The organism is Telluria sp. ZB4P36, assembly GCF_059685865.1.
Genome location: NZ_JCASIE010000018.1, coordinates 1 through 22,413, shown reverse-complemented (window position 1 = coordinate 22,413; position 22,413 = coordinate 1). Strand labels below are relative to the sequence as shown.

General features: G+C 65.1%; 24 protein-coding genes. All 24 read left to right on the top strand.

What is annotated here, in order from left to right; all coding sequences use genetic code 11:
• The first annotated feature begins 171 nt into the window (after nt 1-171).
• The 24 genes from ccsB to AC56LK_RS19770 all read left to right on the top strand — a co-directional run bounded on the left by ccsB (nt 172) and on the right by AC56LK_RS19770 (nt 22,304).
• A complete protein-coding gene (gene ccsB, locus AC56LK_RS19885) occupies nt 172-1,332 on the top strand; it encodes a c-type cytochrome biogenesis protein CcsB (protein WP_497186211.1) in 1,161 nt (386 codons plus the stop codon).
• Between the two features lie 429 nt (nt 1,333-1,761).
• Nucleotides 1,762-2,136 carry a DUF302 domain-containing protein gene (locus AC56LK_RS19880; protein WP_497186210.1) on the top strand — a complete coding sequence of 125 codons (375 nt, stop codon included), beginning with the start codon at nt 1,762-1,764 and terminating at the stop codon, nt 2,134-2,136.
• A 144-nt stretch (nt 2,137-2,280) separates the two neighbouring features.
• A complete protein-coding gene (locus AC56LK_RS19875; protein WP_071362852.1) occupies nt 2,281-2,646 on the top strand; it encodes an ArsR/SmtB family transcription factor in 366 nt (121 codons plus the stop codon).
• Nucleotides 2,647-2,757: 111 nt separating this feature from the next.
• Nucleotides 2,758-4,107, top strand: coding sequence for a sulfite dehydrogenase (soxC, locus tag AC56LK_RS19870; protein WP_497186209.1), 1,350 nt, complete (start codon nt 2,758-2,760; stop codon nt 4,105-4,107).
• Nucleotides 4,091-5,149 (top strand): c-type cytochrome, encoded by a 1,059-nt coding sequence (locus tag AC56LK_RS19865; RefSeq protein ID WP_497186208.1) that lies wholly within the window; start codon nt 4,091-4,093, stop codon nt 5,147-5,149. Before soxC ends, AC56LK_RS19865 begins: the two co-directional genes overlap by 17 nt.
• 53 nt (nt 5,150-5,202) lie before the next feature.
• Complete coding sequence (locus AC56LK_RS19860) at nt 5,203-5,637, top strand: pseudoazurin (RefSeq protein ID WP_497186207.1); 435 nt, start codon at nt 5,203-5,205, stop codon at nt 5,635-5,637.
• Nucleotides 5,638-5,687: 50 nt separating this feature from the next.
• The gene (gene soxY / locus AC56LK_RS19855) at nt 5,688-6,149 is read left to right on the top strand and encodes a thiosulfate oxidation carrier protein SoxY (RefSeq protein ID WP_497186206.1); all 462 of its coding nucleotides are present in this window, start codon (nt 5,688-5,690) and stop codon (nt 6,147-6,149) included.
• 28 nt (nt 6,150-6,177) lie between these two features.
• Nucleotides 6,178-6,489: a thiosulfate oxidation carrier complex protein SoxZ gene (soxZ, locus tag AC56LK_RS19850; protein WP_497186205.1), complete on the top strand. Its 312-nt coding sequence runs from the start codon at nt 6,178-6,180 to the stop codon at nt 6,487-6,489.
• Between the two features lie 85 nt (nt 6,490-6,574).
• Nucleotides 6,575-7,372 carry a sulfur oxidation c-type cytochrome SoxA gene (gene soxA / locus AC56LK_RS19845; protein WP_497186289.1) on the top strand — a complete coding sequence of 266 codons (798 nt, stop codon included), beginning with the start codon at nt 6,575-6,577 and terminating at the stop codon, nt 7,370-7,372.
• Nucleotides 7,373-7,381: 9 nt separating this feature from the next.
• Nucleotides 7,382-8,002 (top strand): sulfur oxidation c-type cytochrome SoxX, encoded by a 621-nt coding sequence (gene soxX / locus AC56LK_RS19840; RefSeq protein ID WP_497186204.1) that lies wholly within the window; start codon nt 7,382-7,384, stop codon nt 8,000-8,002.
• A gap of 60 nt (nt 8,003-8,062) precedes the next feature.
• Nucleotides 8,063-9,775, top strand: coding sequence for a thiosulfohydrolase SoxB (gene soxB / locus AC56LK_RS19835; protein ID WP_497186288.1), 1,713 nt, complete (start codon nt 8,063-8,065; stop codon nt 9,773-9,775).
• A 10-nt stretch (nt 9,776-9,785) separates the two neighbouring features.
• Nucleotides 9,786-10,388 carry a rhodanese-like domain-containing protein gene (locus tag AC56LK_RS19830; protein ID WP_497186203.1) on the top strand — a complete coding sequence of 201 codons (603 nt, stop codon included), beginning with the start codon at nt 9,786-9,788 and terminating at the stop codon, nt 10,386-10,388.
• A complete protein-coding gene (locus AC56LK_RS19825; protein WP_497186202.1) occupies nt 10,366-10,899 on the top strand; it encodes a thioredoxin fold domain-containing protein in 534 nt (177 codons plus the stop codon). The genes AC56LK_RS19830 and AC56LK_RS19825 overlap by 23 nt, the downstream gene beginning before the upstream one ends.
• Entirely contained in the window at nt 10,896-11,402 is a 507-nt protein-coding gene (locus AC56LK_RS19820; protein WP_497186201.1) for a GlcG/HbpS family heme-binding protein, read from the top strand. Before AC56LK_RS19825 ends, AC56LK_RS19820 begins: the two co-directional genes overlap by 4 nt.
• Before the next feature lie 43 nt (nt 11,403-11,445).
• The gene (locus AC56LK_RS19815; RefSeq protein ID WP_497186200.1) at nt 11,446-12,444 is read left to right on the top strand and encodes an MBL fold metallo-hydrolase; all 999 of its coding nucleotides are present in this window, start codon (nt 11,446-11,448) and stop codon (nt 12,442-12,444) included.
• A gap of 27 nt (nt 12,445-12,471) precedes the next feature.
• Nucleotides 12,472-12,894, top strand: coding sequence for a DsrE family protein (locus tag AC56LK_RS19810; protein WP_497186199.1), 423 nt, complete (start codon nt 12,472-12,474; stop codon nt 12,892-12,894).
• Between the two features lie 276 nt (nt 12,895-13,170).
• A complete protein-coding gene (locus AC56LK_RS19805; protein WP_497186198.1) occupies nt 13,171-14,550 on the top strand; it encodes an MBL fold metallo-hydrolase in 1,380 nt (459 codons plus the stop codon).
• An 18-nt stretch (nt 14,551-14,568) separates the two neighbouring features.
• Nucleotides 14,569-15,075 carry a YeeE/YedE thiosulfate transporter family protein gene (locus AC56LK_RS19800; RefSeq protein ID WP_497186197.1) on the top strand — a complete coding sequence of 169 codons (507 nt, stop codon included), beginning with the start codon at nt 14,569-14,571 and terminating at the stop codon, nt 15,073-15,075.
• Nucleotides 15,076-15,139: 64 nt separating this feature from the next.
• Complete coding sequence (locus AC56LK_RS19795) at nt 15,140-15,655, top strand: YeeE/YedE thiosulfate transporter family protein (RefSeq protein WP_497186196.1); 516 nt, start codon at nt 15,140-15,142, stop codon at nt 15,653-15,655.
• Nucleotides 15,656-16,043: 388 nt separating this feature from the next.
• Nucleotides 16,044-17,651, top strand: coding sequence for a cbb3-type cytochrome c oxidase subunit I (locus AC56LK_RS19790; protein ID WP_497186287.1), 1,608 nt, complete (start codon nt 16,044-16,046; stop codon nt 17,649-17,651).
• A 2-nt stretch (nt 17,652-17,653) separates the two neighbouring features.
• Nucleotides 17,654-18,286 (top strand): cbb3-type cytochrome c oxidase subunit II, encoded by a 633-nt coding sequence (locus tag AC56LK_RS19785; protein WP_497186195.1) that lies wholly within the window; start codon nt 17,654-17,656, stop codon nt 18,284-18,286.
• The gene (locus tag AC56LK_RS19780) at nt 18,283-19,143 is read left to right on the top strand and encodes a c-type cytochrome (RefSeq protein ID WP_497186194.1); all 861 of its coding nucleotides are present in this window, start codon (nt 18,283-18,285) and stop codon (nt 19,141-19,143) included. The genes AC56LK_RS19785 and AC56LK_RS19780 overlap by 4 nt, the downstream gene beginning before the upstream one ends.
• Nucleotides 19,144-19,168: 25 nt before the next feature.
• Complete coding sequence (locus tag AC56LK_RS19775; RefSeq protein WP_497186193.1) at nt 19,169-20,308, top strand: c-type cytochrome; 1,140 nt, start codon at nt 19,169-19,171, stop codon at nt 20,306-20,308.
• A 4-nt stretch (nt 20,309-20,312) separates the two neighbouring features.
• Nucleotides 20,313-22,304 carry a heavy metal translocating P-type ATPase gene (locus tag AC56LK_RS19770; protein ID WP_497186192.1) on the top strand — a complete coding sequence of 664 codons (1,992 nt, stop codon included), beginning with the start codon at nt 20,313-20,315 and terminating at the stop codon, nt 22,302-22,304.
• The last annotated feature ends 109 nt before the right edge of the window (nt 22,305-22,413 follow it).

The window sequence follows — 22,413 nt, the reverse complement described above, 5'->3', positions numbered from 1 at the left end:
CATCGTCGAGCTCCGGAATTTCGAGGCAACCCTCGACGAAGGAACGCAACACGCAGGACGCTCGGCACACATCGGCCTGGTCGGCAGGAAAACCGTGTAGTCGCGACGTGGGGCGGCCTCCCGGCCGGCGCCAACAACGCGCACTTATAAAAACGATTGATGGAGACAAGCATGGAAGCATCCCAACCGAATCCGGGCGCCGTCTACAAGGAGGCACCCGGCTATTTTCGGCGTCTAACGGGCATTGACTGGATGTTCGGCGCCGGCCTGTTGGCCGCCACTCTGTTTGCGCTGAACCGTTATGCCGTTTTCATGGATGGCTACGAGCGCGCCATCCTGTTGCTGACCGCGCCAACGCTGGCCGCGCTCGGCTGGCACTGGAAACCGGTGCGCTGGCTGTTCCCGCTGTCCGCGCTCTTGTCCTTGTGGGCCGTGTCGCTCTACGACGGCTCACTGGCCGTGGCGGAACAAAATTTCTTCCTGAAGTACATGCTGTCGAGCCAGTCGGCCATCCTCTGGATGAGCGTGCTGTTCGTGTTCTCGACCGTGTTCTACTGGATCGGGATGCTGGCGCGCTCGCATGCCAGCAGTGCGCTCGGCTCGCGCCTGTGCTGGGCCGCCGTGGTCCTGGGTTTCACCGGCATGGCGGTGCGCTGGTTCGAGTCCTACATGATGGGGGCGGATATCGGCCACATTCCGGTGTCGAACCTGTATGAGGTGTTCATCCTGTTCGCGCTGATCACCGCGCTCTTCCACCTGTATTACGAAGAGCGCTATGCGACGCTCCAGTTGGGCGCGTTCGTCCTCCTTATCATTGCCGCCGCGGTCGTCTTTCTCCTCTGGTACACGGTGTCGCGCGATGCCGCCCAGATCCAGCCGCTGGTGCCGGCGCTGCAGAGCTGGTGGATGAAGATCCACGTGCCGGCCAACTTCATCGGCTACGGCACCTTCGCGCTGGCCGCCATGGTCGGCTGCGCCTACCTGCTGAAATCGCATGGCATCCTGGAAGACCGCCTGCCATCGCTGGAAGTGCTGGACGACGTGATGCACAAGTCGATCTCGGTCGGCTTCGCCTTCTTTACCGTCGCCACCATCCTGGGTGCGCTGTGGGCGGCCGAAGCCTGGGGCGGCTACTGGTCCTGGGACCCGAAGGAAACCTGGGCCCTGATCGTCTGGCTCAACTACGCGGCCTGGCTACACCTGCGCCTGATGAACGGGTTGCGCGGCCGCGTTGCAGCTTGGTGGTCGGTGGTGGGCCTGCTGGTGACGACCTTTGCCTTCATCGGCGTGAACATGTTCCTGTCGGGCTTGCACTCGTATGGAGAACTGTGACGAACGGTAGCAGTTTTCCCTTGGGGTAGGCCTGTCCCGGTGGTCAGGCACAAGCTGGCGCAGAATGTGGCAGGACAGCCCACTATCACAGTAAATGGTGATGATGGGCCATGCTTGGTTATGCCCGTGTCAATGTCCAGCAAGGTAGCGTTCGCGGATGGGCCGTGCAAGGTTTACTTGCGCAGGTATTACCTGAAGAATATGCTGCTGGCACGATTCCCGTTGGAACAACCCCATGCATTCCTCCATTCGCCATATCACGCTGATCATGTTGCTTGCAGCTGCGATTTCGGGCTGCAATACCCTGGCCGTCCTCGCGCGCACTGAACGGACGCCGCACGCGAAGCTGCCACAGTATTCGGCAAGTGGGTCGACGCCGGCGGCGACGCCGCAGCGGCGGCTACCTGGTCACGCAAGGTCGCTCCTGGCGTGTCGATCCAGGAGATCGAAGAAGCCTTCACGAGCGTCGCTGCAGAAGATAATCTCCGACCGGTTGGCGAGTTATTTCTCTCTAATGAACTCGCGCTGCGCACCGGACAAGCCCAGAAGTTCCTCAAAGTCTACTCATACTGCGATCCGGATACCGCACGGGCGATCGTCGATTTCAGTCCGGCGTTGGCGGCGTTCCTGCCATGCCGGATTGCCGTCGTAGAGCAGCAGGACGGCCTCTGGATCTACGCGATGGATATGGACATCCTGATCAAACTGGGGCGACCGATGCCATCCGAACTCCATACGAGAGTCACGCGGGTACGTGCAACCATGCTGAAAATGCTTGATCGCGCTGCGAATGGAGAGTTCTGAGCCTCGCCCGTTTTGTAAGTGGTGCAGACCAAGTGATGACCCTGTTTGCCGCTTTGCAGCATCGAAATATCTTGCACTGCATCTGTCTTAATGGTTATATGCTTATAAATACATAAGCTCATAACTGAAGCGCACGAACAAGCAATGGATGTTGATCTCGACAAGGAGGAGATGGCAGAAGTATTCGAGCAAGTGTCGAATTACTTCAGCTTGCTCTCTGAACCGACACGTTTGAAGATCCTGCACGCCCTGTGCAATGGCGAGCGCTCAGTTGGTGCGATCGTGACGCAGCTCGGGGCTAACCAGGCAAACGTCTCGCGCCAACTGAACATGCTATACCGTGCCCGCATTCTTGGACGCCGTAGGGATGGCGCTCAGGTGTACTACCGAATCGAAGACCAGAACACGATCGCCTTGTGCCGTACCGTATGCAATCACATGGCGGAGAAGGTAAAGAAAAGCCGCCAGATAGACCAGGCAGCGATCGAAAACTTCATGACGGGTAGCTAAGAAGCCGTACAGCAGGCAAGTTGGCAGCTGCTCAATTATTTTATGCTCATATGTGCATATAGGCATATGTGCATGCGGTTATTTTTATTGTTCGTCGCAAGGATGGAGTAGATGGGTAACCCAATTCGCAAGTTCGGCCGTGTAGTGAGGGCGCCAGAAAATTTTGTCGAGCGCTCCCTGATCAATGACATCAACGAGCATGGCCTGAACGAGGAACGGCGTGGATTCCTGCGCCGCAGCTTTCTCGCAGCCAGTGCTGCAATGGCAAGTGGCGGCGCGCTGGCCCAGGCGGGCGAGGGCGATCCGAACATCGTGACGCTGCCCGAGCATGCGCGCACGCTTGGCAAGCCGGTCGCCGCGGCGCCCTACGGGATGCCGTCCCAGTTCGAGGCCAACCTGCAGCGCCGGGAATCCCCCGGGCTGACCCGCGTCTCGGCGGCTTCCGTGGCCTTTACTCCATTGCAGGGCCTGTTTGGCATCATCACGCCCTCCGGCCTGCACTTCGAGCGCCACCATCAGGGATGGCACGACATCGACCCGAGCAAGCACCGCTTCATGATCAACGGCCTGGTCAGGCAGGCGAAGGTCTATACGATGGATGACCTGATGCGCATGCCCTCGGTGTCGCGCATGCACTTCATCGAATGCGGGGCGAATACCGCCATGGAGTGGGGCAATGTCGCCGTCCCGTCAGTGCAGTATTCGCACGGCATGCTGAGCTGCAGCGAGTTCACGGGCGTGCCGCTGTCGGTGCTGCTGGAAGATTGCGGCTACGACAAGCGCAAGGCCAAGGTCGTACTGGCCGAAGGCGCGGACGGTTCCTCGATGACGCGCACCATCCCGATCGACCGGGCGCTCGACGACGTCATCGTCGCCTGGGCTATGAACGGCGAAATGCTGCGTCCGGAGAACGGCTACCCGCTGCGCCTGGTCGTGCCGGGCATCCAGGGCGTTTCCTGGGTCAAGTGGCTGCGCCGTATCGAGGTCGGAGACCAGCCGTATGCGACGAAGGACGAGGCGATCCATTACATGGACGCCATGCCCGACGGCAGCTATCGCCAGTACACCTCGATCCAGGAATGCAAGTCGGTGATCACCACGCCGTCGGCCGGCCAGCGCCTGCTGGACACTGGCTTCTACAACATCACCGGCCTGGCCTGGTCCGGACGCGGCAAGGTGAAACGGGTCGACGTCTCGGTTGATGGCGGGCGCAATTGGCGCACCGCACGGCTGGAGACGCCGGTGCTGAGCAAATGCCTGACCCGTTTCAACATCGACTGGGAGTGGAACGGCGCACCGGCCATCCTGCAGTCGCGGGCGATCGACGATACCGGCTACGTCCAGCCAAAGATCAACGAGCTGCGCGCGGTGCGCGGCACGCGCTCGATCTATCACAACAATGCGATCCAGTCCTGGCAAGTGGCGCAATCGGGGGAGGTGTCGAATGTCCAGGTCTATTAAGCTCGTGGCGGCTGCGCTGCTGGCGGCCGCAACCGCAGCCGTGTTCGCCGGCCCCCAGGCCTTGCCGGGGCGCCCGGCAACCCCGAAGGAAGTGGCGGCGTGGGATATTGATGTGCGGCCCGATTTCAAGGGATTGCCGAAAGGTTCCGGGACCGTGGCGGCCGGCCAGGTCGTGTGGGAAGGCAAGTGTGCCTCCTGCCACGGCACCTTCGGCGAATCGAACGAGGTATTCACGCCGCTGGTCGGCGGCACCACGGCGGAAGACGTCAAGACCGGCCGCGTGGCCGCGCTCGCCAACGGCCGCCAGCCACAGAAGACCACCCTGATGAAAGTGCCGACGGTCTCGACGCTATGGGATTACATCAACCGCGCCATGCCCTGGACCGCCCCAAAGTCGCTCACCACCGACGAAGTCTACGCGGTGACCGCCTACCTGCTGAACATGGGCGAGATCATCCCCGACGACTTTGTGGTTTCCGATAAAACCATGGCGCAGGCACAGGCGCGCATGCCCAACCGGAATGGCATGGTGACCAGCCACGGGATGTGGGATGTCAAGGGCAAGCCCGATGTGCGCAGCGTGGCCTGCATGAAGAACTGCCCGGTCGATCCGGCGCCCCGCTCGACGCTGCCGGAAGCGGCGCGCAATGCCCATGGCAACCTGGCCTTGCAGACCCGAGGTTTCGGCGCCACCCGCGGCGTCGATACCACCCGTCCGGCACCGGCCACCCGCGCCGACGCCGTCGCGGCCCCTGCGGCGCCAGCGGCTCCCGCGAAGGCCGCGGCCATTGCCGTGCCGACCGCCCTGCTGCAGGCGAACGCTTGCCTGGCTTGCCATGGCGTCGACAACAAGGTCATGGGTCCAAGCTTCGCCGCGGTGCGCGCCAAGTACAAGGACGACGCGGCCGCGCACGAACGCCTGGCCGAAAAAATCCGCCAGGGCAGCAGCGGCGCATGGGGAGCGATCCCGATGCCTCCCCAGGCCCATGTGAAGGAAGAAGATTTGAAGGTGATGGTGGGCTGGATCCTGGCCCCGCAATGACCGGTATGGCGGCAAGCCGTATCGTTGACAATACTTAACGGAGATGTAGCAATATGAAACATGTCGTAACCGGACTCATCCTGTCGATCGCCTGCGCCGGGGCGCTGGCCGCGGACCACCAGGTCAAGATGATTAACTCTGGCAAGGATGGCACCATGGTCTTCGAGCCGGGCTTCCTGAAGGTCGCCAAGGGCGATACGGTCAAGTTCATCAAGGTCGACGCGTCGCACAACAGTGCCTCGGTCATCACTCCGCCCGGCGCCACCGCCTGGAAGGGCAAGATGGACGAGGAAATCTCGGTCAAGCTTGACCAGGAAGGCGTGTATGTCTATGTGTGCGAGCCGCACAAGATGATGGCCATGGCAGGGGTGATCCAGGTCGGCAAGCCAGTCAACCTGGCCGAGGCGAAGAAGGGGGCGGACGCTTTGTCGAAGTCCTTTGTCATGAGCAAGGATCGTCTCGACAAATACATGGCGCGGGTGAAATGAGCATGCAAGCCGCTCCGGCGGCATCGCGTTTTCAACAATTGGAGGATGGTATGAACCAACAGCGACGCAACGTCATGCGCATCAGCGCGATCCTGGGTGCCGCCTTTGCCGCGGGGGTGCTGAAGCCGGCAGACGTGTTCGCGGCCGAGTGGAGGCAGAAAGTCTTCGACGCCAAGAGCCTCGAGGCGGCGGTCAAGGAACTGGGCGGCGACAAATTCACAGTCAGTTCCGACGTGTCGATCACCGGACCGGATATCGCCGAAAACGGCGCCGTGGTACCGGTATCGATCGCCAGCAAGGTGCCGAACACCGATTTCATGGCGGTGTTGGTAGAAAAGAATCCGAGTGCCATGTCGGCCAGTTTCAATATCCCGGCGGGCACCGAGGCGGCCGTGACCACGCGCGTGAAGATGGGGGCAACCTCGAACGTGCATGCGCTGGTGCGCGCCGACGGCAAGTGGCTCGTCGCCAGCAAGGAAATCAAGGTCACGCTCGGCGGCTGCGGCGGCTGATCACTCAAGCTCATTGAAAGGAAAGAACATGGCAGATCCAATGCGTATCCGCGCTACCCTTGCCGGCGACACGGTCGAAGTGAAGGTCTTGATGCGGCATGACATGGAGACCGGGCAGCGCAAGGACTCGTCCGGCAAAGTGATTCCGGCCCTTTACATCAAGACGCTCGTCGCCAAGGTCAAGGACAAGATTGTACTGGACGCGAACTTCGGTCCCTCGGTATCGAAGGACCCATTCCTGGCGTTCAAGTTCAAGGGCGGGGCCAAGGGCGACAAGGTCAGCGTGACCTGGGTCGACAGCGCGGGCGACACCCGTACCGACGAAGGCACCATCACCTGAACTACGAGCCGCCCCGGGCCCGGGGCGCAGGCATGCGCGGCGCCAGACCGCGCAGACATATCAAGAGGAGACAGCCATGACCAGGATGCATTCCGGTTTCGTCGCAGCATCGCTGCTGGCGCTATGCGCCGTGGCGCTGGCACAGTCGTCGACGACCGACGAAATCGCCAAGTACCGCCAGATGCTGGCCGACGGCAATCCCGCCGAACTGTGGGAAATGCGTGGTGAGGAATCGTGGAAGAAGAAAGCGGGCCCGAAGAATGTCTCGCTGGAGCGATGCGACTTCGGCAAGGGGCCAGGCGTGCTCAAGGGCGCCTATGCCGAACTTCCGCGCTACTTCAGGGATGTCGACAAGGTCATGGACCTGGAACAGCGCCTGTTGCATTGCCGCATGACCCTGCAAGGGCTCAGCATGGCGGAGGCTACCAAGACGCCCTTTGGCTCGACCGGCAAGCAGTCGGACATCGAAGCGATCGTCGCCTACATCACGGCCGAGTCGCGCGGCGCCACGATGGCAGTGTCGACCCAGCATCCGAAGGAAAAGCAGGCGTACGAGACGGGCAAGCAGCTGTTCTTCTACCGTGGCGGCGCACACGACTTCGCCTGCGCCACCTGCCACTCCACCTCGGGCCAGCGCATTCGCCTGCAGGAGCTGCCGAACATCCTGGAGAAGGCGAATGCACAGGCAGCCTATACCACCTGGCCCGCCTATCGCGTATCCCAGGGCGAGGTTCGCACCATGCAGCACCGTCTGAACGACTGTTTCCGGCAGCAGCGCTTCCCCGAGCCGATGTACGCATCCGAGGCGATCACGGCGATCACCATGTTCCTTGCGAAAAACGCGAACGGCGGCATGTACGCCGGTCCGGCACTGAAACGATAGGAGACCGGCATGACACCACTGAAAACCTCGCTGATCCTCGTGCTGGCTGCCGCCGCCGCCGGCTGCGCAACCGTTGCGGCCGAGCCCGATTACCGGGAGGCCGCGCTCGCCTTGCTGAAGCAGGACTTCCGTTCCAAGGGACCGGCGACGCTGGAGCGCGTGACCAATCAGGACGAGGCACAGCAGCTCTGCAGCCAGTATCCGCAGGAACGCCCGGCCGAGGTCGCGGCCCGGATCGAAGCCACGCAGATGAAGAACATCGTCCAGCCTGCCGACGGCAAGTACCTCGGCGACTGGAAAGAGGGCGAGAAGATCGCCCAGAATGGGCGCGGCATGCAGTCATCCGACATGGTGGGCGGCATCAACGGCGGTAACTGCTACGCCTGCCACCAGATCTCGAAGAAGGAGATATCGTTCGGCAACATCGGGCCGAGCCTCTACAACTACGGCAAGATCCGCGGCAGCAGCGACGAGATGCTCAAGTACACATGGGGAAAAATCTATAACGCCCAGGCGTATACGGCCTGCTCCAACATGCCGCGTTTCGGCCATAGCGGCATCCTGACGGAAGCACAGATCAAGGATGTGATGGCGCTGCTGCTCGATCCAGCCTCGCCCGTCAACCAGTGAACCACTGCGGCGGGAGCTTGAATGCCCGTCGGCTAACAGTACCAAGGACATAGCATGGGTATGAATCGGCGCGAATTCGCGCAACTGCTCGGGATGGCCGCCGCCGGCGGCATGCTGCTCGGCTCCCGCGGCGCCATGGCGGCGCCGTCGCCAGGCGCCCTCTACGACCTGCCGCGCTTCGGCAACGTCCACTTCCTGCATTTCACCGACTGCCACGCGCAGTTGATGCCGGTCTATTTTCGCGAGCCGAGCGTCAACATCGGGCTCGGGCCGGCCGCCGGACGCATGCCGCATCTGGTCGGCGAAGCCCTGCTCAAGGCAAGCGGAGTGGCCCCGCACACGCCGCAGGCGCATGCCTTCACGGCGCTCGACTTCGAGCGGGCGGCGCGCAGTTACGGCCAGGTCGGCGGCTTCGCCCACCTGGCCACCCTGGTCAAGAAGATGAAGGCGGAGCGCCCGGGCGCGCTGCTGCTCGACGGCGGCGACACCTGGCAGGGGTCGGCCACGGCGCTCTGGACCAAGGGGCAGGACATGGTCGACGCCGGCCTGCTGCTGGGCGTCGATGTGATGACTGCGCACTGGGAAATGACGCTGGGCGACAAGCGGGTGCAGGAAATCGTCGGCAAGGACTTCAAGGGCAAGGTCGATTTCGTGGCCCAGAACGTCAAGACCAACGACTTCGGCGATCCGGTGTTCCCGCCCTACGTGATCAAGGAGATGAACGGGGTGCCGGTGGCGATCATCGGCCAGGCCTTCCCGTACACGCCGATCGCCAACCCGCGCCACCTGGTTCCCGACTGGAGCTTCGGCATCCAGGAAGAGAACATGCAGAAGATGGTGGACGAGGCCCGCGCCAAGGGCGCGAAAGCGGTGGTCGTGCTGTCCCACAACGGGATGGACGTCGACCTGAAGATGGCGTCGCGCGTGCGCGGTATCGACGCCATCCTGGGCGGGCATACGCACGACGGCATTCCGGTGCCTGTCACCGTGAGCAACGGCGGCGGCAAGACCCTGGTGACCAACGCCGGCAGCAACGGCAAGTTCCTGGGTGTGCTCGACTTCGATGTGCGCGGCGGCAAGGTACAGGATTTCCAGTACCGCCTGCTGCCGGTGTTCTCCAATTTCCTCCCGGCCGACCGCGAGATGGCTGCCCTGGTCGAGACGATCCGCAAACCGTATGCGAGCCGGCTGAACGAAACGCTGGCGGTCACCGAAGGTACGCTCTACCGGCGCGGCAACTTCAACGGCACGTTCGACCAGCTGATCATCGACGCGCTGATGGCGGTCAAGGGTGCGGACCTGGCCTTTTCCCCAGGATTCCGCTGGGGCACTACCTTGCTGCCGGACAGTCCGATCCTGATGGAACACCTGATGGACCAGACCGCCACTACGTATTCGCATTCCACGCTGACCGCGATGACTGGTGCGACCATCAAGACCGTGCTGGAAGACGTGGCCGACAACCTGTTCAATCCCGACCCCTACTACCAGCAGGGCGGCGACATGGTAAGGGTGGGCGGCATGAGCTATACGATCGATCCGACGGCGCCGATGGGGTCGCGCATCAGCGACATGCGCCTGGGCGGCAAGCTGCTCGAAGCGGGGAAGACCTACAAGGTGGCCGGCTGGGCGCCGGTGGCGGAGGGCGCTTCCGGCGAGCCGGTATGGGACGTGGTGGCGCAGTGGCTGCGTTCGGAGAAAGTCGTCAAGCCGCGCAAGCTGAACACGCCGCGCCTGGTTGGTGTCAAGGGCAATCCGGGCATCATGGCCTGAGGAGACGAGAATGAGGACGATCACTGGGCAGTTCAGGATACTGGCGGCCGCGCTGGCCTTGTCGGCCTGCGTGCAGGCCTGGGCGGTCGAGGCGAGCGCGGTGCCAAAGCACAAGCAGACCACGGCGGGGCGCTATCTCGATGCACGCGAAGCCTACGCGATGAAGCGCGAACTGGGCCCGCGCGCCTATTTCGTCGACGTGCGGACCCGCTACGAAGTCGCCTATGTCGGCCTGCCGACCGTGGTGGACGCCAACATCCCGTATGTCGAACACCCGGAAGATGCCCCCTGGGACGACAAGGCAGGCCGGTTCCGGCTCGACGTCAACAGTGACTTCGGCCCGGAACTGGCGCGCCGGCTGCAGGCGGCCGGGCTCGGCAAGGATGCGCCGGTACTCCTGCTGTGCCGCTCGGGCGACCGTAGCGCGCGCGCCGCCAACCTGCTGAGCCAATTGGGCTACACGGCGGTCTACACGGTCGTCGACGGCTTTGAAGGCGATGCCGTGGCCTCGGGCGACAAGCAGGGCCAGCGCATCCTGAACGGCTGGAAGAACGCCGGTTTGCCGTGGTCCTACGATTTGGGCAAGGCGCGTGCCTACTTCCCTGTCTACTGAGCGGGCAGGGATGCGCCTGCGCGCCATGTTGCGCACGGCGCTGCTGGCGGCGTGCGCGGCCAGCGACGGCGCGCTTGCGCAGCACACGGCATTGCCAGCCGCGGGCGACCTTGCCACGGACGGCCGCGCCGCCGCCCGGCGCGCCGCCCCGGTCGTGCTGCTGTTTTCGCTGCCTGACTGCAGCTACTGCGAAACGGTCAGGCGCAACTACCTTCTGCCGCTGTTGCGCGAAGGTGAAGCGCGGCGGCGTCCGATCCTGCGCGAAGTCGGCCTGGCCTCGGCAGCGCCCCTGCGCGGCTTCGACGGGCAGGGCAGCAGCGGCAAGGCGCTGGCGAGCCGCTATGGCATCCGGGTGGCGCCCACCGTGGCCGTTGTCGACGGCGACGGCAAACTGCTGGCGCCGGTGCTCGAGGGTGGGGACGTCGCCGGCATGTACGGCGCCTATCTTGATGAAGCCCTGGCCGCCGCGCGCCGCGCGCTGGCCGCCCCCAAGCACGGGAGAACCGAATGAGACTACGCATCCTCGGCGGCGCGCTGCTGCTGGCCTTGCAGGCAAGCCCCGCCGCGGCGCAGGCGCCTGCGCCTGCCACCTACAGCGTCACCTTGATGAGTCCCGAACTGGCCCTGCGCGCCGCCCAGGCGGCGCTGGCGGCATGCCGCCAGGCCGGCTACCAGGTCGCGGTGGCGGTCGCCGACCGCGGCGGCCAGGTCCAGGTGCTGCTGCGCGACCGTTTGGCGGGCGCCCATACCGTGGAAGCGGCCTCCGACAAGGCCTGGACTGCGGCCAGCTTCAGGATCGGTACCACGGCGCTGGCCCTGGCCACCAGGGAGGGTGCCGAAGCGAGTGGGATCCGGCACATCCGCCGCGCCCTGGCCGTCGGCGGCGGGATGCCAATCGAGGCCAATGGCGCATTGCTGGGTGCGATCGGCATTTCCGGCGCTCCCGGCGGCGCCGCCGACGATGCTTGCGCCCGCGCGGGCATTGCGGCGGTAGCCGAGGACCTGAATTTCTGACCCGCTTCTTGACACGCGCCGCCGTGCGCAGAAGGACCTGACCATGCAGTCGATTAGTATCACTCCAGCTTTCCTGCACGCGGCGTGGCGCACACTGCTGGCGCTGTCGACTGCCTGCTGGCTGGCGGCCGGCGCCGCCGCGGCGCCGCTGCCGGTGCTGCAGCCCGTGCAGATCAGTGCGCACGTCTACATGTTCCGGGGTGACTCCGGCATGGCCGACCACGCCAACGCAGGCTTCATGTCCAACGCCGGCTTCGTGGTCACCAAGGATGGCGTGGTCGTCTTCGACGCGCTCGGCACGCCGGCGCTGGGCGAGGCGATGGTGCGGGCGATTCGCGGCGTGACCAGGCAAGCGATCCGCCGCGTCATCGTCAGCCACTACCACGCCGATCATTTTTATGGCTTGCAGGCATTCAAGGCCGAGGGCGCCGAGATCTGGGCGCACGAGCGCGGCCGCGACTACCTGGCCTCGGACACCGCCTCCCTCCGCCTGGCGCAGCGCAAGCAATCCCTCAAGCCGTGGGTCGACGACCGGACGCGCCTGCTGCCGGCGGACCGCTGGCTTGCGTTCCCGGGAGGCAAGCCGATTGCGTTCGAGATGGGCGGACTGCGCTTCCAGCTCATCGACTCGAGCGGCGCCCACGCGCCGGACGACATCATGCTGCTGGTCGAGGAAGACCGGTTGCTGTTTGCGGGCGACCTGTTCTTCACCGGCCGGCTGCCTTTCGTGGGCGATGCCGACAGCCGTGTGTGGCTGGGCGCGCTCGAGCGCATGCTGGCGCTGGCCCCGGCGGCCGTGGTGCCGGGCCATGGGGATGTGTCGCGCGATCCGGGCAAGGACCTCGCGCTGACCCGCTCCTACCTGATCTTCCTGCGCAAGGTGATGGGCGAGGCGGTCGCGGAGCTGGCGACCTTCGACGAGGCCTATGCGAAGGTCGACTGGAGCGCCTACGCAGGCTACCCTGCGTTCGCGCAGGCCAACCGCATCAACGCCTACGGTACCTACCTGCTCATGGAGCGGGAAAGCCTGCAGCGGAAGTAATGCCCTTCACTATCCAAAGGAGACCCAATGAAACTGTTCCGTGTAATCGCCGCCATGCTGCTCCTGAGTGTTGCCGTGAGTGCCGGCGCCGCCGGACGTCCCGAGAAGGTCGTGTACCACATCAACGATTCGAGCATGGCCATGCAGGCCCTCGGCAACATCCGCAACCACCTGAACGCCAGTCCAAACGCCAGCATCGTCGTGGTCACGCACGGTCCCGGCATCGATTTCCTGCTCGAGGACGCGAAGGACAAGAACGGCAATCCCTACGACGCCGTGGTCCAGGAACTCGCCAACCGCAAAGTCCAGTTCCGGGTATGCAATAACACCCTGGAGGGGCGCAAGATCGACCGCAAGCGGGTGCTGCCGGAAGCGACCGTGGTGCCGTCCGGCGTCGCCGAAGTGGCGCGCCTGCAGTCCCAGGAAGGCTACGCCTACATCAAGCCCTGAGTTCCGGCACCGCCAGGGTGGGGGACACTACGCAGTGGCGGGAGTACGCTGCCGGTCTCTCGCGCCGGGCCGGTCTTCGGCGTGGGAGCGCGGGCAAACGCCCCGGACCGCACCGCCGAGGTAAGCCTGAATCGCATGGGCGGCCTGCATGCCCGAGGGGGCCCGCATCCCGCCGCGCGACCCTGTGCGCCTCCGGTTGGCCGATCGTGAGAAAGTAAAGACAACGGGCGCGGCCGCCGCGCAGTGACGACTGATTCTCGATGAAAGGGTGCACGCATGTTTTTTCAGAGGGTAAAGACGCAGGGACTGGGCCACAACGCCTACGTGCTCGGATGCGGCGAGGGGCTTGCGGTAGTCGTCGATCCGCGCCGCGACGTGGCAGAGTATCTTCAGCTGGCGCGCGACAATAATCTCCGCATCGCCTATTGCATCGAAACGCATCGCCAGGAAGATTTCGAGTTCGGCTCCGCCAGCCTGGCGGACCTTGCCGGCGCCAAGATCCTGGCGGGGAAGCATCCTCTGTTCGGACGCGTCGATGTGCAGGTGGGCGATGGCGAGGAATTCCGGGTCGGAACGACCCGCTTCGTCGCGCTCGCCACTCCTGGCCACACGCCCGAGAGCATGTCCTATGCGGTGTATCCGGAAGATTCCGGCGATCAGTGCTGTGGCGTATTCACCGGCGATGCCCTGTTCGTGGGCGACACCGGCAGGACCGACCTGTCCGATCCGGAAAAGACGGCCGAAAACGCCGGCCTGCTCTACGATTCGGTGCACCAGAAACTGGCGCCGCTGGGCGACCAGGCGATCCTGTTGCCGGCCCACGGCGCCGGATCCGCATGTGGCGGAAACATTTCCGAGCGCGACCAATCGACACTGGGCATCGAACGGGCGACCAACCCCGTGTTCATGAAAACCCGCGAGGAATTCATGGCGCAGAAGGCCGGCGAGAATCTGCCGCGGCCGCCGTATTTCTCGCACATGGAAGTGGTCAACCTGGTGGCGGGGCGCCCCGTGCCCGCGTCCCCCGACGATCGCGTGCTGCTGCCCAGGGCATTCCACGAGAAGGCCGGGGGCGGGATCGTGATCGATACCCGCTCGCCCGATGCCTTCGCGGGTGCGCACATCCCGGGCTCGTACAACGTCTGGCTGGAGGGCTTGTCCACGTTTGGCGGCTGGCTGGCAGACGAGCAAACTCCGGTCTTCCTGGTCGTGGAGCAACCCGCGAACGCGCCCGTGGCGATCGCGCGGCTGGCACGTGTCGGCATCGACCGCGTCGAGGGGGTGCTGGTCAAGGGTGTCGAGGCATGGCGCGAGGCCGGCCTGCCCATCGAAGCGCTGGGCACGACCAGCGCCAGCGAAGCGGCACGCTGGAACGAGGAGGGCGAACTGACCATCCTGGACGTGCGCGACGACATGGAATGGGAAGAAAAACACATACCGGGCGCACATCATGTCTTCATCGGCCATCTTGAAAAGAACCTGCCCACCACTCCCAAGGACCGACGCATCGTCGCGCATTGCAGCGTGGGCCATCGGTCCGGAATCGCGGTCAGCATCCTGCGGCGCAATGGATACACGAACGTCCATAACATGCTCGGCGGAATAACGGCATGGGAGAAACTCGGACTGCCGTTGACACGGAATCAGGCGAATTAAGACGCGGAGGAGACCTACATGAATACGACTGGCGGCGCATGGGATCCCTATCTTGTTGGCGCCCTGATCGGCGTGCTCTCGATGGCGACGTTTTACTTTTCGAACAAACCCCTGGGCGTGTCGACCGCGTTCGCACGCATTGCGGGCCTGCTGGGCTACCTGGTCTCCAGGAAACATACCGACTCCCTGGCCTTCTATCGCGACAAGACTCCCAAGATCGAGTGGGAAGTCATGCTGGCGTTCGGCATCGTCATTGGGGCATTCCTGGCTGCCTGGTCGGGCGGTGAATTCCATGCCCGTGTGATTCCCCCGCTGTGGGAGGCGCATTTCGGAAACTCGGTAGGGCTGCGTCTGTCAGTCGCTTTCGCTGGCGGGGTGATCATGGCGCTCGGCGCGCGGATCGCAGGCGGGTGCACCAGTGGCCATGGCATCAGTGGCGCACTGCAGTTATCGGTCGGATCGTGGATTGCACTGGCCTGCTTCTTTGTGGGCGGGGCCCTGGTGGCGCAGGTGATATATGGATGATAAGTCCGCACATGCCGGCGCCGGGCACGCCGCGCCCGGGAAGGGCGATGCCCCCAAGCAGCTCGTGCTGGGCCTTCTGTTCGGGATCATCTTCGGTTTCCTGCTCCAGAAAGGCGGCGTTGCCAAGTATGATGTCCTGCTGGGCGCGCTGCTGCTGACCGATTTCACGGTCATGAAAATCATGCTGGCGGCCATTCTGGTCGGCATGGTCGGCATCTTCGGGATGCATGCGCTGGGACTGGTCAAGCTGCACCTCAAACCCACGAAGTATGGGGCAAATATCCTTGGCGGACTGGTCTTCGGAGCCGGGTTCGCCTTGATCGGTTATTGCCCGGGAACCGGCGCGGCCGCGTTGGGACAGGGGAACCTGGATGCCGTCGCCGGCATCGCGGGTCTCCTGGCAGGCAGCTATCTGTTTGCCGAATTTTCGGAAAACCTCGGCAAGAACGTCTTGACCTGGGGTGACCGCGGCTGCATCCAGCTGCCCGATCTGCTCGGCGTGCGCACCGCGCCCTTCCTGCTCGTGTTCGCGCCCTTGCTGGGTGTGGCGCTGTGGCTCCTGTACCTGTATTTCCCCTAACCCGAGATCCGCGCAGTCGAAGGAAAGGGGTTCAGCCTGGGACCGGTATCGTCGAGCTCGAGCACGCCAACCGATGCCGGCCCCGCAAGCGCATGCGCGTCAAGTTGCCTTGGATAGCAAGGCCTTGACGCGTACGCGTGCAAGTTGACTCAGCTCACCTGTTCAATCGTGTCCCAAGCATGCAATTTCCGGTGTCTCCGCGACTTCCTTAATCCTGCCTTAATCCGCAGTGCATAGCATTGCTTCTTGCAACAGAAATTGCTCTAAGAAAATATGTGGTGCCGGTCAATATAGGGAGGCTGGTCCGCATCCGCAGCGCTCCCTCTGTGCGAACCCGATGAACCAGGCTGCCCCCGCACGGGCGCAGCACACCACGCACTTCAACGCCATGCCCATCACAATCGGACTCCTGCTCGCGCTGAGCTTTACCGCGTCGCTTGCGGCGCTCGGCTTCCTGATCTGGGCCATTGCCCGCCGCCAGTTTGCACTGTCGCAAAGCGATGCCTCCACGATCTTCGAGCCGGGCGAGACCGCCGTGCCCGACGACACCACCGCCTTCGGCCGCGCGCCGGAGGGTTCCCATGCACATCGTTTTGACGTGATCCGCGAACGCATCGACGTCGCCGGGCGCCGCACCGTGCTGCTGATGGCGGCCGCGGCGGCGTTCTGGCTGGTGCTGGGCTCGGTCTTCGGCGTGATCGCATCGCTCAAGCTGCACCTGCCCGACTGGCTGGTAAGCCACGCGCCGCTGACCTTCGGCCGCATGCGCAGCATGCACCTGAACCTGGTGGCCTACGGCTGGCTGTCGGTGGCCGGCATCGCCTCGGCGCTGTGGATCGTGCCGCGCATCTTCCATACCCCCCTGCGCTACCCGCGCGTCGCGATGTTCGGCGCCATGGTCTGGACTATCGGCGTCGCCATGGGCGTCAGCGCCATCGCCCTCGGCTATACCCAGGGCGTCGAATGGCTGGAAATTCCCTGGCAGATCGGGCTGCTGCTCGCGGTCGGCGGCGCCTGTTTGGCCTTTCCGCTGGTGATGACGGCGCGCCACCGCAAGTCGCACCACATCTACGTGTCGGGCTGGTACTTCCTGGGCGGCCTGGTGTGGTTCCCGGTGCTGTACTTCATCGCCAACCTGCCGGGCCTGCACGCTGGCGTCCAGCAGGCCACGGTCAACTGGTGGTTCGCGCACAACGTGCTGGGCCTGTGGCTGACCCCGCTCGGCGTGGGGACGGCCTATTACCTGATCCCGAAGATCGTCGGCCAGCCGGTGTACTCGTACAGCCTGTCGCTGCTGGGCTTCTGGGGCCTGGCGCTGTTCTACAGCCAGGTCGGCATCCACCACCTGATCGGCGCCCCGGTGCCGACCTGGCTGGTGACGCTGTCGATCGTCCATAGCGTGATGATGTTCATCCCGGTGATCGCCGTGGCGATAAACCAGCACACCACGGTGGCCCGCAATGCGTGGGCGTTGAAGCAGTCGGTGGCGCTGCGCTTCGTGGCGCTGGGCGCGCTGATGTACACGCTGTCTTCGTTCCAGGGCTCGCTGCAGGCGCTGCGTCCGGTGAATTCGATCACCCACTTCACGCACTACACGGTCGGCCACGCCCACCTTGGCGCCTACGGCTTCACCAGCATGGTGCTGTTCGGGGCCCTCTACTACATACTGCCTTACCTGACCGGACGCGACTGGCCATGGCCGCGCCTGCTCAAGCTGCACTTCTGGCTGGTGGTCGGCGGCTTCTCGGTGTATTTCTTCGCCGTGTCGATCGGTGGCTGGGTGCAGGGCATGGGCCTGCTCGAGCCGGGACGCTCGTTCGAAGCCGTGACCCGCGCCACGATGCCTTACCTGGAGGCGCGCTCGCTCGGCGGAACCCTGATGACCCTGGGCCACCTCGTGTTCGCCTTCCATATCGCCGCCCTCCTGATGGGCAAGGGCCCCCAGCGCACGGCCATTGCGGGCCAGGCGCCAGCAACCGCCACCGCCGGAGCATGACCATGAACCGCCTGATTCCGATTTTCGTCGGCGCCATCGCCATCCTCGCATTCGCGACCCTGATGCTGGTGGTGATCCCGGGCGCGCAGATCCGCGACCAGGCCCCTGCGCCGGGGCTGGCGGACTACACGCCGCAGCAGCTGGCCGGGCGCCAGCAGTACATCAACCAGGGCTGCGTCTACTGCCACAGCCAGCAGCCGCGCGCGGCCGGCCAGACCCTGGCCGACCTGTCGAAAGGCTGGGGCCGGGCCCCGACGTCGGCCGATTTCGCCTATGACCTTCCGCACCAGCTCGGCACCATGCGCACCGGCCCCGACCTGCTCAATGTTGGCGCGCGCCTGCCGAGCCGCGACTGGCACCTGACCCACCTGTACCAGCCGCGCGCGATCTTCGGCTGGAGCATCATGCCGGCCTATCCCTACCTGTTCGAGCGCAAGAAGCAGGCGGTGCCGGGCGACGTCGTCGTCAAGCTGCCGCCGGAATACCAGCCGCAAGGCGAGGTGGTGGTGGCGCGCCAGGAAGCGCTCGACCTGGCGGCATACCTTCAGGGTCTCAACCGTACGTATCCGGCAACGCCGGCGGGCCAGGCCGTCCGTGACGAAGGCTATGCATTGTCGAAGGGAGAACAGCGATGAACAAGAACGATCAGGCCAGGAACCCGGCAGCGCCGCAGGTCGACGAAGCCTTCGATCCGTGGGAGCGGACGCGTCCGATTCCGCTGTTCGTGGTCGCGCTGGTGTTCGCACTGGCATTCTGGGGCCTGCTCACCTACGTGTCGGAGTACCAGGCGCAACGCCACGGGCAGCAGCAGAACCAGCACAGCGCCAGGACGGCCGCCGTGGCCGTCGCAGCGGCGGCACCAGGCGTCGTGCGCGGCCTGGCCGACGCCGACCCGGCAACCCTGCAGGCGGTTTCTGCCGGCATTGGCCAGGCCTGGAGCTGCGCGTCCTGCCACGGCGCCGCCGGCGAGGGGAATCTCAGCACGCCACGCCTGGCCGGCCAGCCGGCCGCCTACCTGGCCAAGCAGCTTGAAGACTTCCGCTCCGGCCTGCGCCACAACGAATCGATGGCTTTCGTGGCGCGTGCCTTGAGCGACGAGGACATCGAGAAGCTGGCGCGCTACTACGCCGGCATCGAACTGCGCGCCACGCTGGCGCCCAGCCTGGGCGGCAACCTGGAGCGCGGCAAGCTGATTGCCGAGAAGGGCGACTGGAAATCCAGCGTGCCGGCCTGCTTCCAATGCCATGGCACGAACGGCGAGGGCGTCGCGCCCGGCTTCCCGGCGCTGGCCGGCCAGCAGCCCGACTACATCTTTACCCAGCTGACCGCCTGGCACGCTGGCGAGCGCAGGAATTCGCCGCAGAAGCTGATGGACGACGTTGCGCGGCGCATGAATCCGGACGACATGCGCGCCGTATCGGACTACCTCGGCTCAATGCCCGCACCGGCCATGCCGGCCCGGGCCGGCGCCGCTTCCACCCCAACGCTGTGATGGCAATGCGCTCTTGAGACACGATATGAACGACGCGAAGAAAACCACGACCAAGTCACCCTATACCCTGGGCAGCACGGCCCGCCGCATGGCCGCGGCGGCCGGAGGCGGCCTGGTGCTGTTCGCCTTCGGCGCTCTGGTGGTCCAGACCGGCGCCTGGCAGCGATTCCAGACGATGGCCGGATTTACCCCCGACACGCCGGCGCCGGCGCTCACGCGCGAGGCAGCCGAGGCGAAAGCGCGCCAGAAGATGCTCGCCGCACGCGCTGAGCGCAAGAAGGACAAGGAAGGCAAGGTGGCAGCGCCACTGCAGCCGACAGGGCCGGACGGCTACTTCGTGCCGCCGCTCGAATCCGAAATGCCGGACGGTCCGGAGGGTAACGCGATCCGGCGTGGCCGCGACATCTTCATCCACACGCCGCAATATGCCCAGCGCTATGTCGGCAACAGCATGGCCTGCGCCCAGTGCCACCTGGACGCGGGACGGCGCGAGAATTCGGCGCCGATGTGGGCGGCCTATGTACAGTACCCGAAATACCGCGCCAAGAACAACAAGGTCAACACGCTGGAAGAGCGCATCAATGGTTGCTTCAACTATTCGATGAACGCGCAGGCCTCCGAGGCCGGCAAGGCGCCGCCGCCGGGTGACGACATCTACAAGGACCTGATGATCTACATGTACTGGCTTGCCGATGGCGCGCCAACCGGCGAGCAGATGCGCGGCGGGGGCTACATCAAGGTCAAGGAAACGCCGCAGGGCTACGACCATGCACGCGGCGCCAAGGTCTACGCGCAGAATTGCGCGCTGTGCCACGGCGACGACGGCCAGGGCCGCAAGGACGAGGGCGGCAAGCTGCGCTTCCCGCCGCTGTGGGGGCCGGAGGCCTACAACTGGGGCGCCGGCATGGCACGGATTGATACCGCGGCCGGGTTCATCAAGGCCAACATGCCGCTTGGTAAGCCGTACAGCCTATCGGACCAGGATGCGTGGGATGCGGCGGCCTACATCAACAGCCACCAGCGGCCGAAGGATCCACGTCAGACCGGGACGATCGAAGAAGCGCGGGTGCGTTTCCATAACAAGGAAAAGAGCTACTACGGCAAGGAAGTGAACGGCAAGATCCTCGGCGCCGGCGTGGCCCGCGCCACGCCGGCCAAGGAGTAAGCAGATGGATGCGGCCTTCGCCGGCATCGACCGCGACGCGCTGCGCCGTGCCGGGCGCATGGTCGTGAGCATCGAGGGCATGTGGTGCGCCAGCTGCGCGCTGGCCGTCGAGCGCACGATCGCGCGCTCGCCCGGCGTGACCGCGGCCAGCACCAGTTTCGCGGGCGGATCGGCGCTGGTGCGCTGGGACCCGGAGCGCATCGACCTCGATGAACTCTTCGCGCGGGTCGAACGGCTCGGCTACGGCATCGTCCCGCTGGTCGAATCCCAGGAGCTGGAGCGGCAGATCGACACGCAGGCGCGCGCGGTATGGATGCGCCTGGCGGTGGCCGGCTTCTTCGGGATGTGGAGCATGCTTGGATCGGTCGCGCTGTACCTCGACGCCGGGCTGGCCGCCTCGCCCCAGGCTTGGTGGGTCGCGCTTGCCACTTGCCTGGCCGCGCTGCCGGTCGTGACCTGGTCGGCACTGGACTTCTACCGCGCCGGCTGGCGCACCCTGCGCGCCGGCGTGCCGGGCATGGATGCGCTGGTGTCGACCGGCGTACTGGCATCCTGCCTGCTGTCGGCATGGTCGCTGCTGCGCGGCAGCGCCGATGTGTATGCGGACACCGCGACGATGCTGGTGAGTTTCCTCCTGTGCGGGCGCCTGATCGAACTGCATGCACGGCGCCGCAACTCGGTAGCGGTGAATGCATTGCGCCAGGCTGTTCCGGAAACGGTGCGCCGCATCGGCGTCGATGGCGTCCCGGCGGAACAAGCCGCGGACCAGGTCGCCCCTGGCGACCTGGTGCTGGTCCACGCGGGCGAGCGCGTCGCGGTCGACGGCACCGTCGTCGAAGGCGAAGGCGAGATCGATGCCGCAATCGTGAGCGGCGAGTCGGTTCCCCTGCCGGTGGCGCCTGGCGACAGTATCGTTGCGGGCTCCATCAACCTGTCCTCGCGGCTGGTGCTGCGCGTCGACCAGCCCTGGGGCCAGCGCTTCATCGACCGCATCGGGGTGCGCATGCTGGAACTGCTTGGCACCAAAAGCGCCGCCGCCATGCAGGCGGAACGGTTCGCACGCTGGCTGGTGCCTGGCGCGCTGGGGCTGGCGGCGGCCAGTTTCGCGCTGGCCTGGAGCACGAGCGGCGATCCGGTGCAGGCAGCGCTGCGCGCCCTGTCGGTGCTGGTAGCGGCCTGCCCCTGTGCCGTCGGGCTGGCGCTGCCGCTGGCGTATGCCGCGTCGACCGCGAGCGGGGCGCGCCAGGGAATCCTGCTGCGCGATCCCGCTTCGCTCGAAGCGCTTGCCGGTGCCCGCGAAATCCTGTTCGACAAGACCGGCACCCTGACCGAAGGCATGCTCGAAGTGCGGGAGGTGCTCGGCTCGCAGAATGCCTCCCCGGCCGAGGTGCTCGCGCTGGCGGCGCGGGCGGAAGCGGACATCGCGCATCCGGTGGCGCGCGCGATCCGCACCGCATCCGGCAGCGCGGGCTCGGACTGCCTTGCGCAAGGCCTGGCACAACGCCACCCGCGCGGCTGCACCTGGCGCAGCAAGGATGGACACGAGACGGTACTGGTAGGTAGCGCGGGCTTCGTCGAAGATCAGGGAGTGCGCCTGCCCGCCAGCACCACGACGGACTGCACCAGGGTCGAAATCGTGCGCAACTGGATGTGGATCGGCGCCATCCTGTTGCAGGACCGGATCCGGGATGACGCCGCCGGCGCCCTGCGTCGCTTCGCAGACGCGGGCATACGCACCCGCCTGGTCACTGGCGATAGCGCGGCTGCAGCGGCCCCGGTCGCAAGCGCCGTCGGCCTCGAACGTTGCCATGTCCATGCGCATTGCCTGCCCGAGGACAAGGTGAAGGTTCTGGAGCGGGCAGGCAAGCCCGCGGTGTTCGTCGGCGACGGGGTCAATGACGCGCTGGCCCTGGCCGCAGCCGACTGCGGCATCGCCGTGCAGGGCGCCACGCCGTCGGCGGTGGCGACAGCAGGGGTGGTGATCGCAATGAACTGACCCCAGAAAGTTGGACATCAACTTTCTGGGGTTTTTCACATGGGGAAGTACACACCTGCCTTCAAGCTAATTGTCGTGCAACGATATCTTGAAGGCTCGATGGGTTACC

Bases quoted from the DNA above. Each gene is read 5' to 3' on its own strand.
- ccsB (WP_497186211.1), top strand. From the start codon at position 172: ATGGAAGCATCCCAACCGAATCCGGGCGCCGTCTACAAGGAGGCACCC.
- AC56LK_RS19875 (WP_071362852.1), top strand. From the start codon at position 2,281: ATGGATGTTGATCTCGACAAGGAGGAGATGGCAGAAGTATTCGAGCAA.
- soxC (WP_497186209.1), top strand. From the start codon at position 2,758: ATGGGTAACCCAATTCGCAAGTTCGGCCGTGTAGTGAGGGCGCCAGAA.
- AC56LK_RS19865 (WP_497186208.1), top strand. From the start codon at position 4,091: ATGTCCAGGTCTATTAAGCTCGTGGCGGCTGCGCTGCTGGCGGCCGCA.
- AC56LK_RS19860 (WP_497186207.1), top strand. From the start codon at position 5,203: ATGAAACATGTCGTAACCGGACTCATCCTGTCGATCGCCTGCGCCGGG.
- soxY (WP_497186206.1), top strand. From the start codon at position 5,688: ATGAACCAACAGCGACGCAACGTCATGCGCATCAGCGCGATCCTGGGT.
- soxZ (WP_497186205.1), top strand. From the start codon at position 6,178: ATGGCAGATCCAATGCGTATCCGCGCTACCCTTGCCGGCGACACGGTC.
- soxA (WP_497186289.1), top strand. From the start codon at position 6,575: ATGCATTCCGGTTTCGTCGCAGCATCGCTGCTGGCGCTATGCGCCGTG.
- soxX (WP_497186204.1), top strand. From the start codon at position 7,382: ATGACACCACTGAAAACCTCGCTGATCCTCGTGCTGGCTGCCGCCGCC.
- soxB (WP_497186288.1), top strand. From the start codon at position 8,063: ATGAATCGGCGCGAATTCGCGCAACTGCTCGGGATGGCCGCCGCCGGC.
- AC56LK_RS19830 (WP_497186203.1), top strand. From the start codon at position 9,786: ATGAGGACGATCACTGGGCAGTTCAGGATACTGGCGGCCGCGCTGGCC.
- AC56LK_RS19820 (WP_497186201.1), top strand. From the start codon at position 10,896: ATGAGACTACGCATCCTCGGCGGCGCGCTGCTGCTGGCCTTGCAGGCA.
- AC56LK_RS19815 (WP_497186200.1), top strand. From the start codon at position 11,446: ATGCAGTCGATTAGTATCACTCCAGCTTTCCTGCACGCGGCGTGGCGC.
- AC56LK_RS19810 (WP_497186199.1), top strand. From the start codon at position 12,472: ATGAAACTGTTCCGTGTAATCGCCGCCATGCTGCTCCTGAGTGTTGCC.
- AC56LK_RS19805 (WP_497186198.1), top strand. From the start codon at position 13,171: ATGTTTTTTCAGAGGGTAAAGACGCAGGGACTGGGCCACAACGCCTAC.
- AC56LK_RS19800 (WP_497186197.1), top strand. From the start codon at position 14,569: ATGAATACGACTGGCGGCGCATGGGATCCCTATCTTGTTGGCGCCCTG.
- AC56LK_RS19790 (WP_497186287.1), top strand. From the start codon at position 16,044: ATGCCCATCACAATCGGACTCCTGCTCGCGCTGAGCTTTACCGCGTCG.
- AC56LK_RS19785 (WP_497186195.1), top strand. From the start codon at position 17,654: ATGAACCGCCTGATTCCGATTTTCGTCGGCGCCATCGCCATCCTCGCA.
- AC56LK_RS19780 (WP_497186194.1), top strand. From the start codon at position 18,283: ATGAACAAGAACGATCAGGCCAGGAACCCGGCAGCGCCGCAGGTCGAC.
- AC56LK_RS19775 (WP_497186193.1), top strand. From the start codon at position 19,169: ATGAACGACGCGAAGAAAACCACGACCAAGTCACCCTATACCCTGGGC.
- AC56LK_RS19770 (WP_497186192.1), top strand. From the start codon at position 20,313: ATGGATGCGGCCTTCGCCGGCATCGACCGCGACGCGCTGCGCCGTGCC.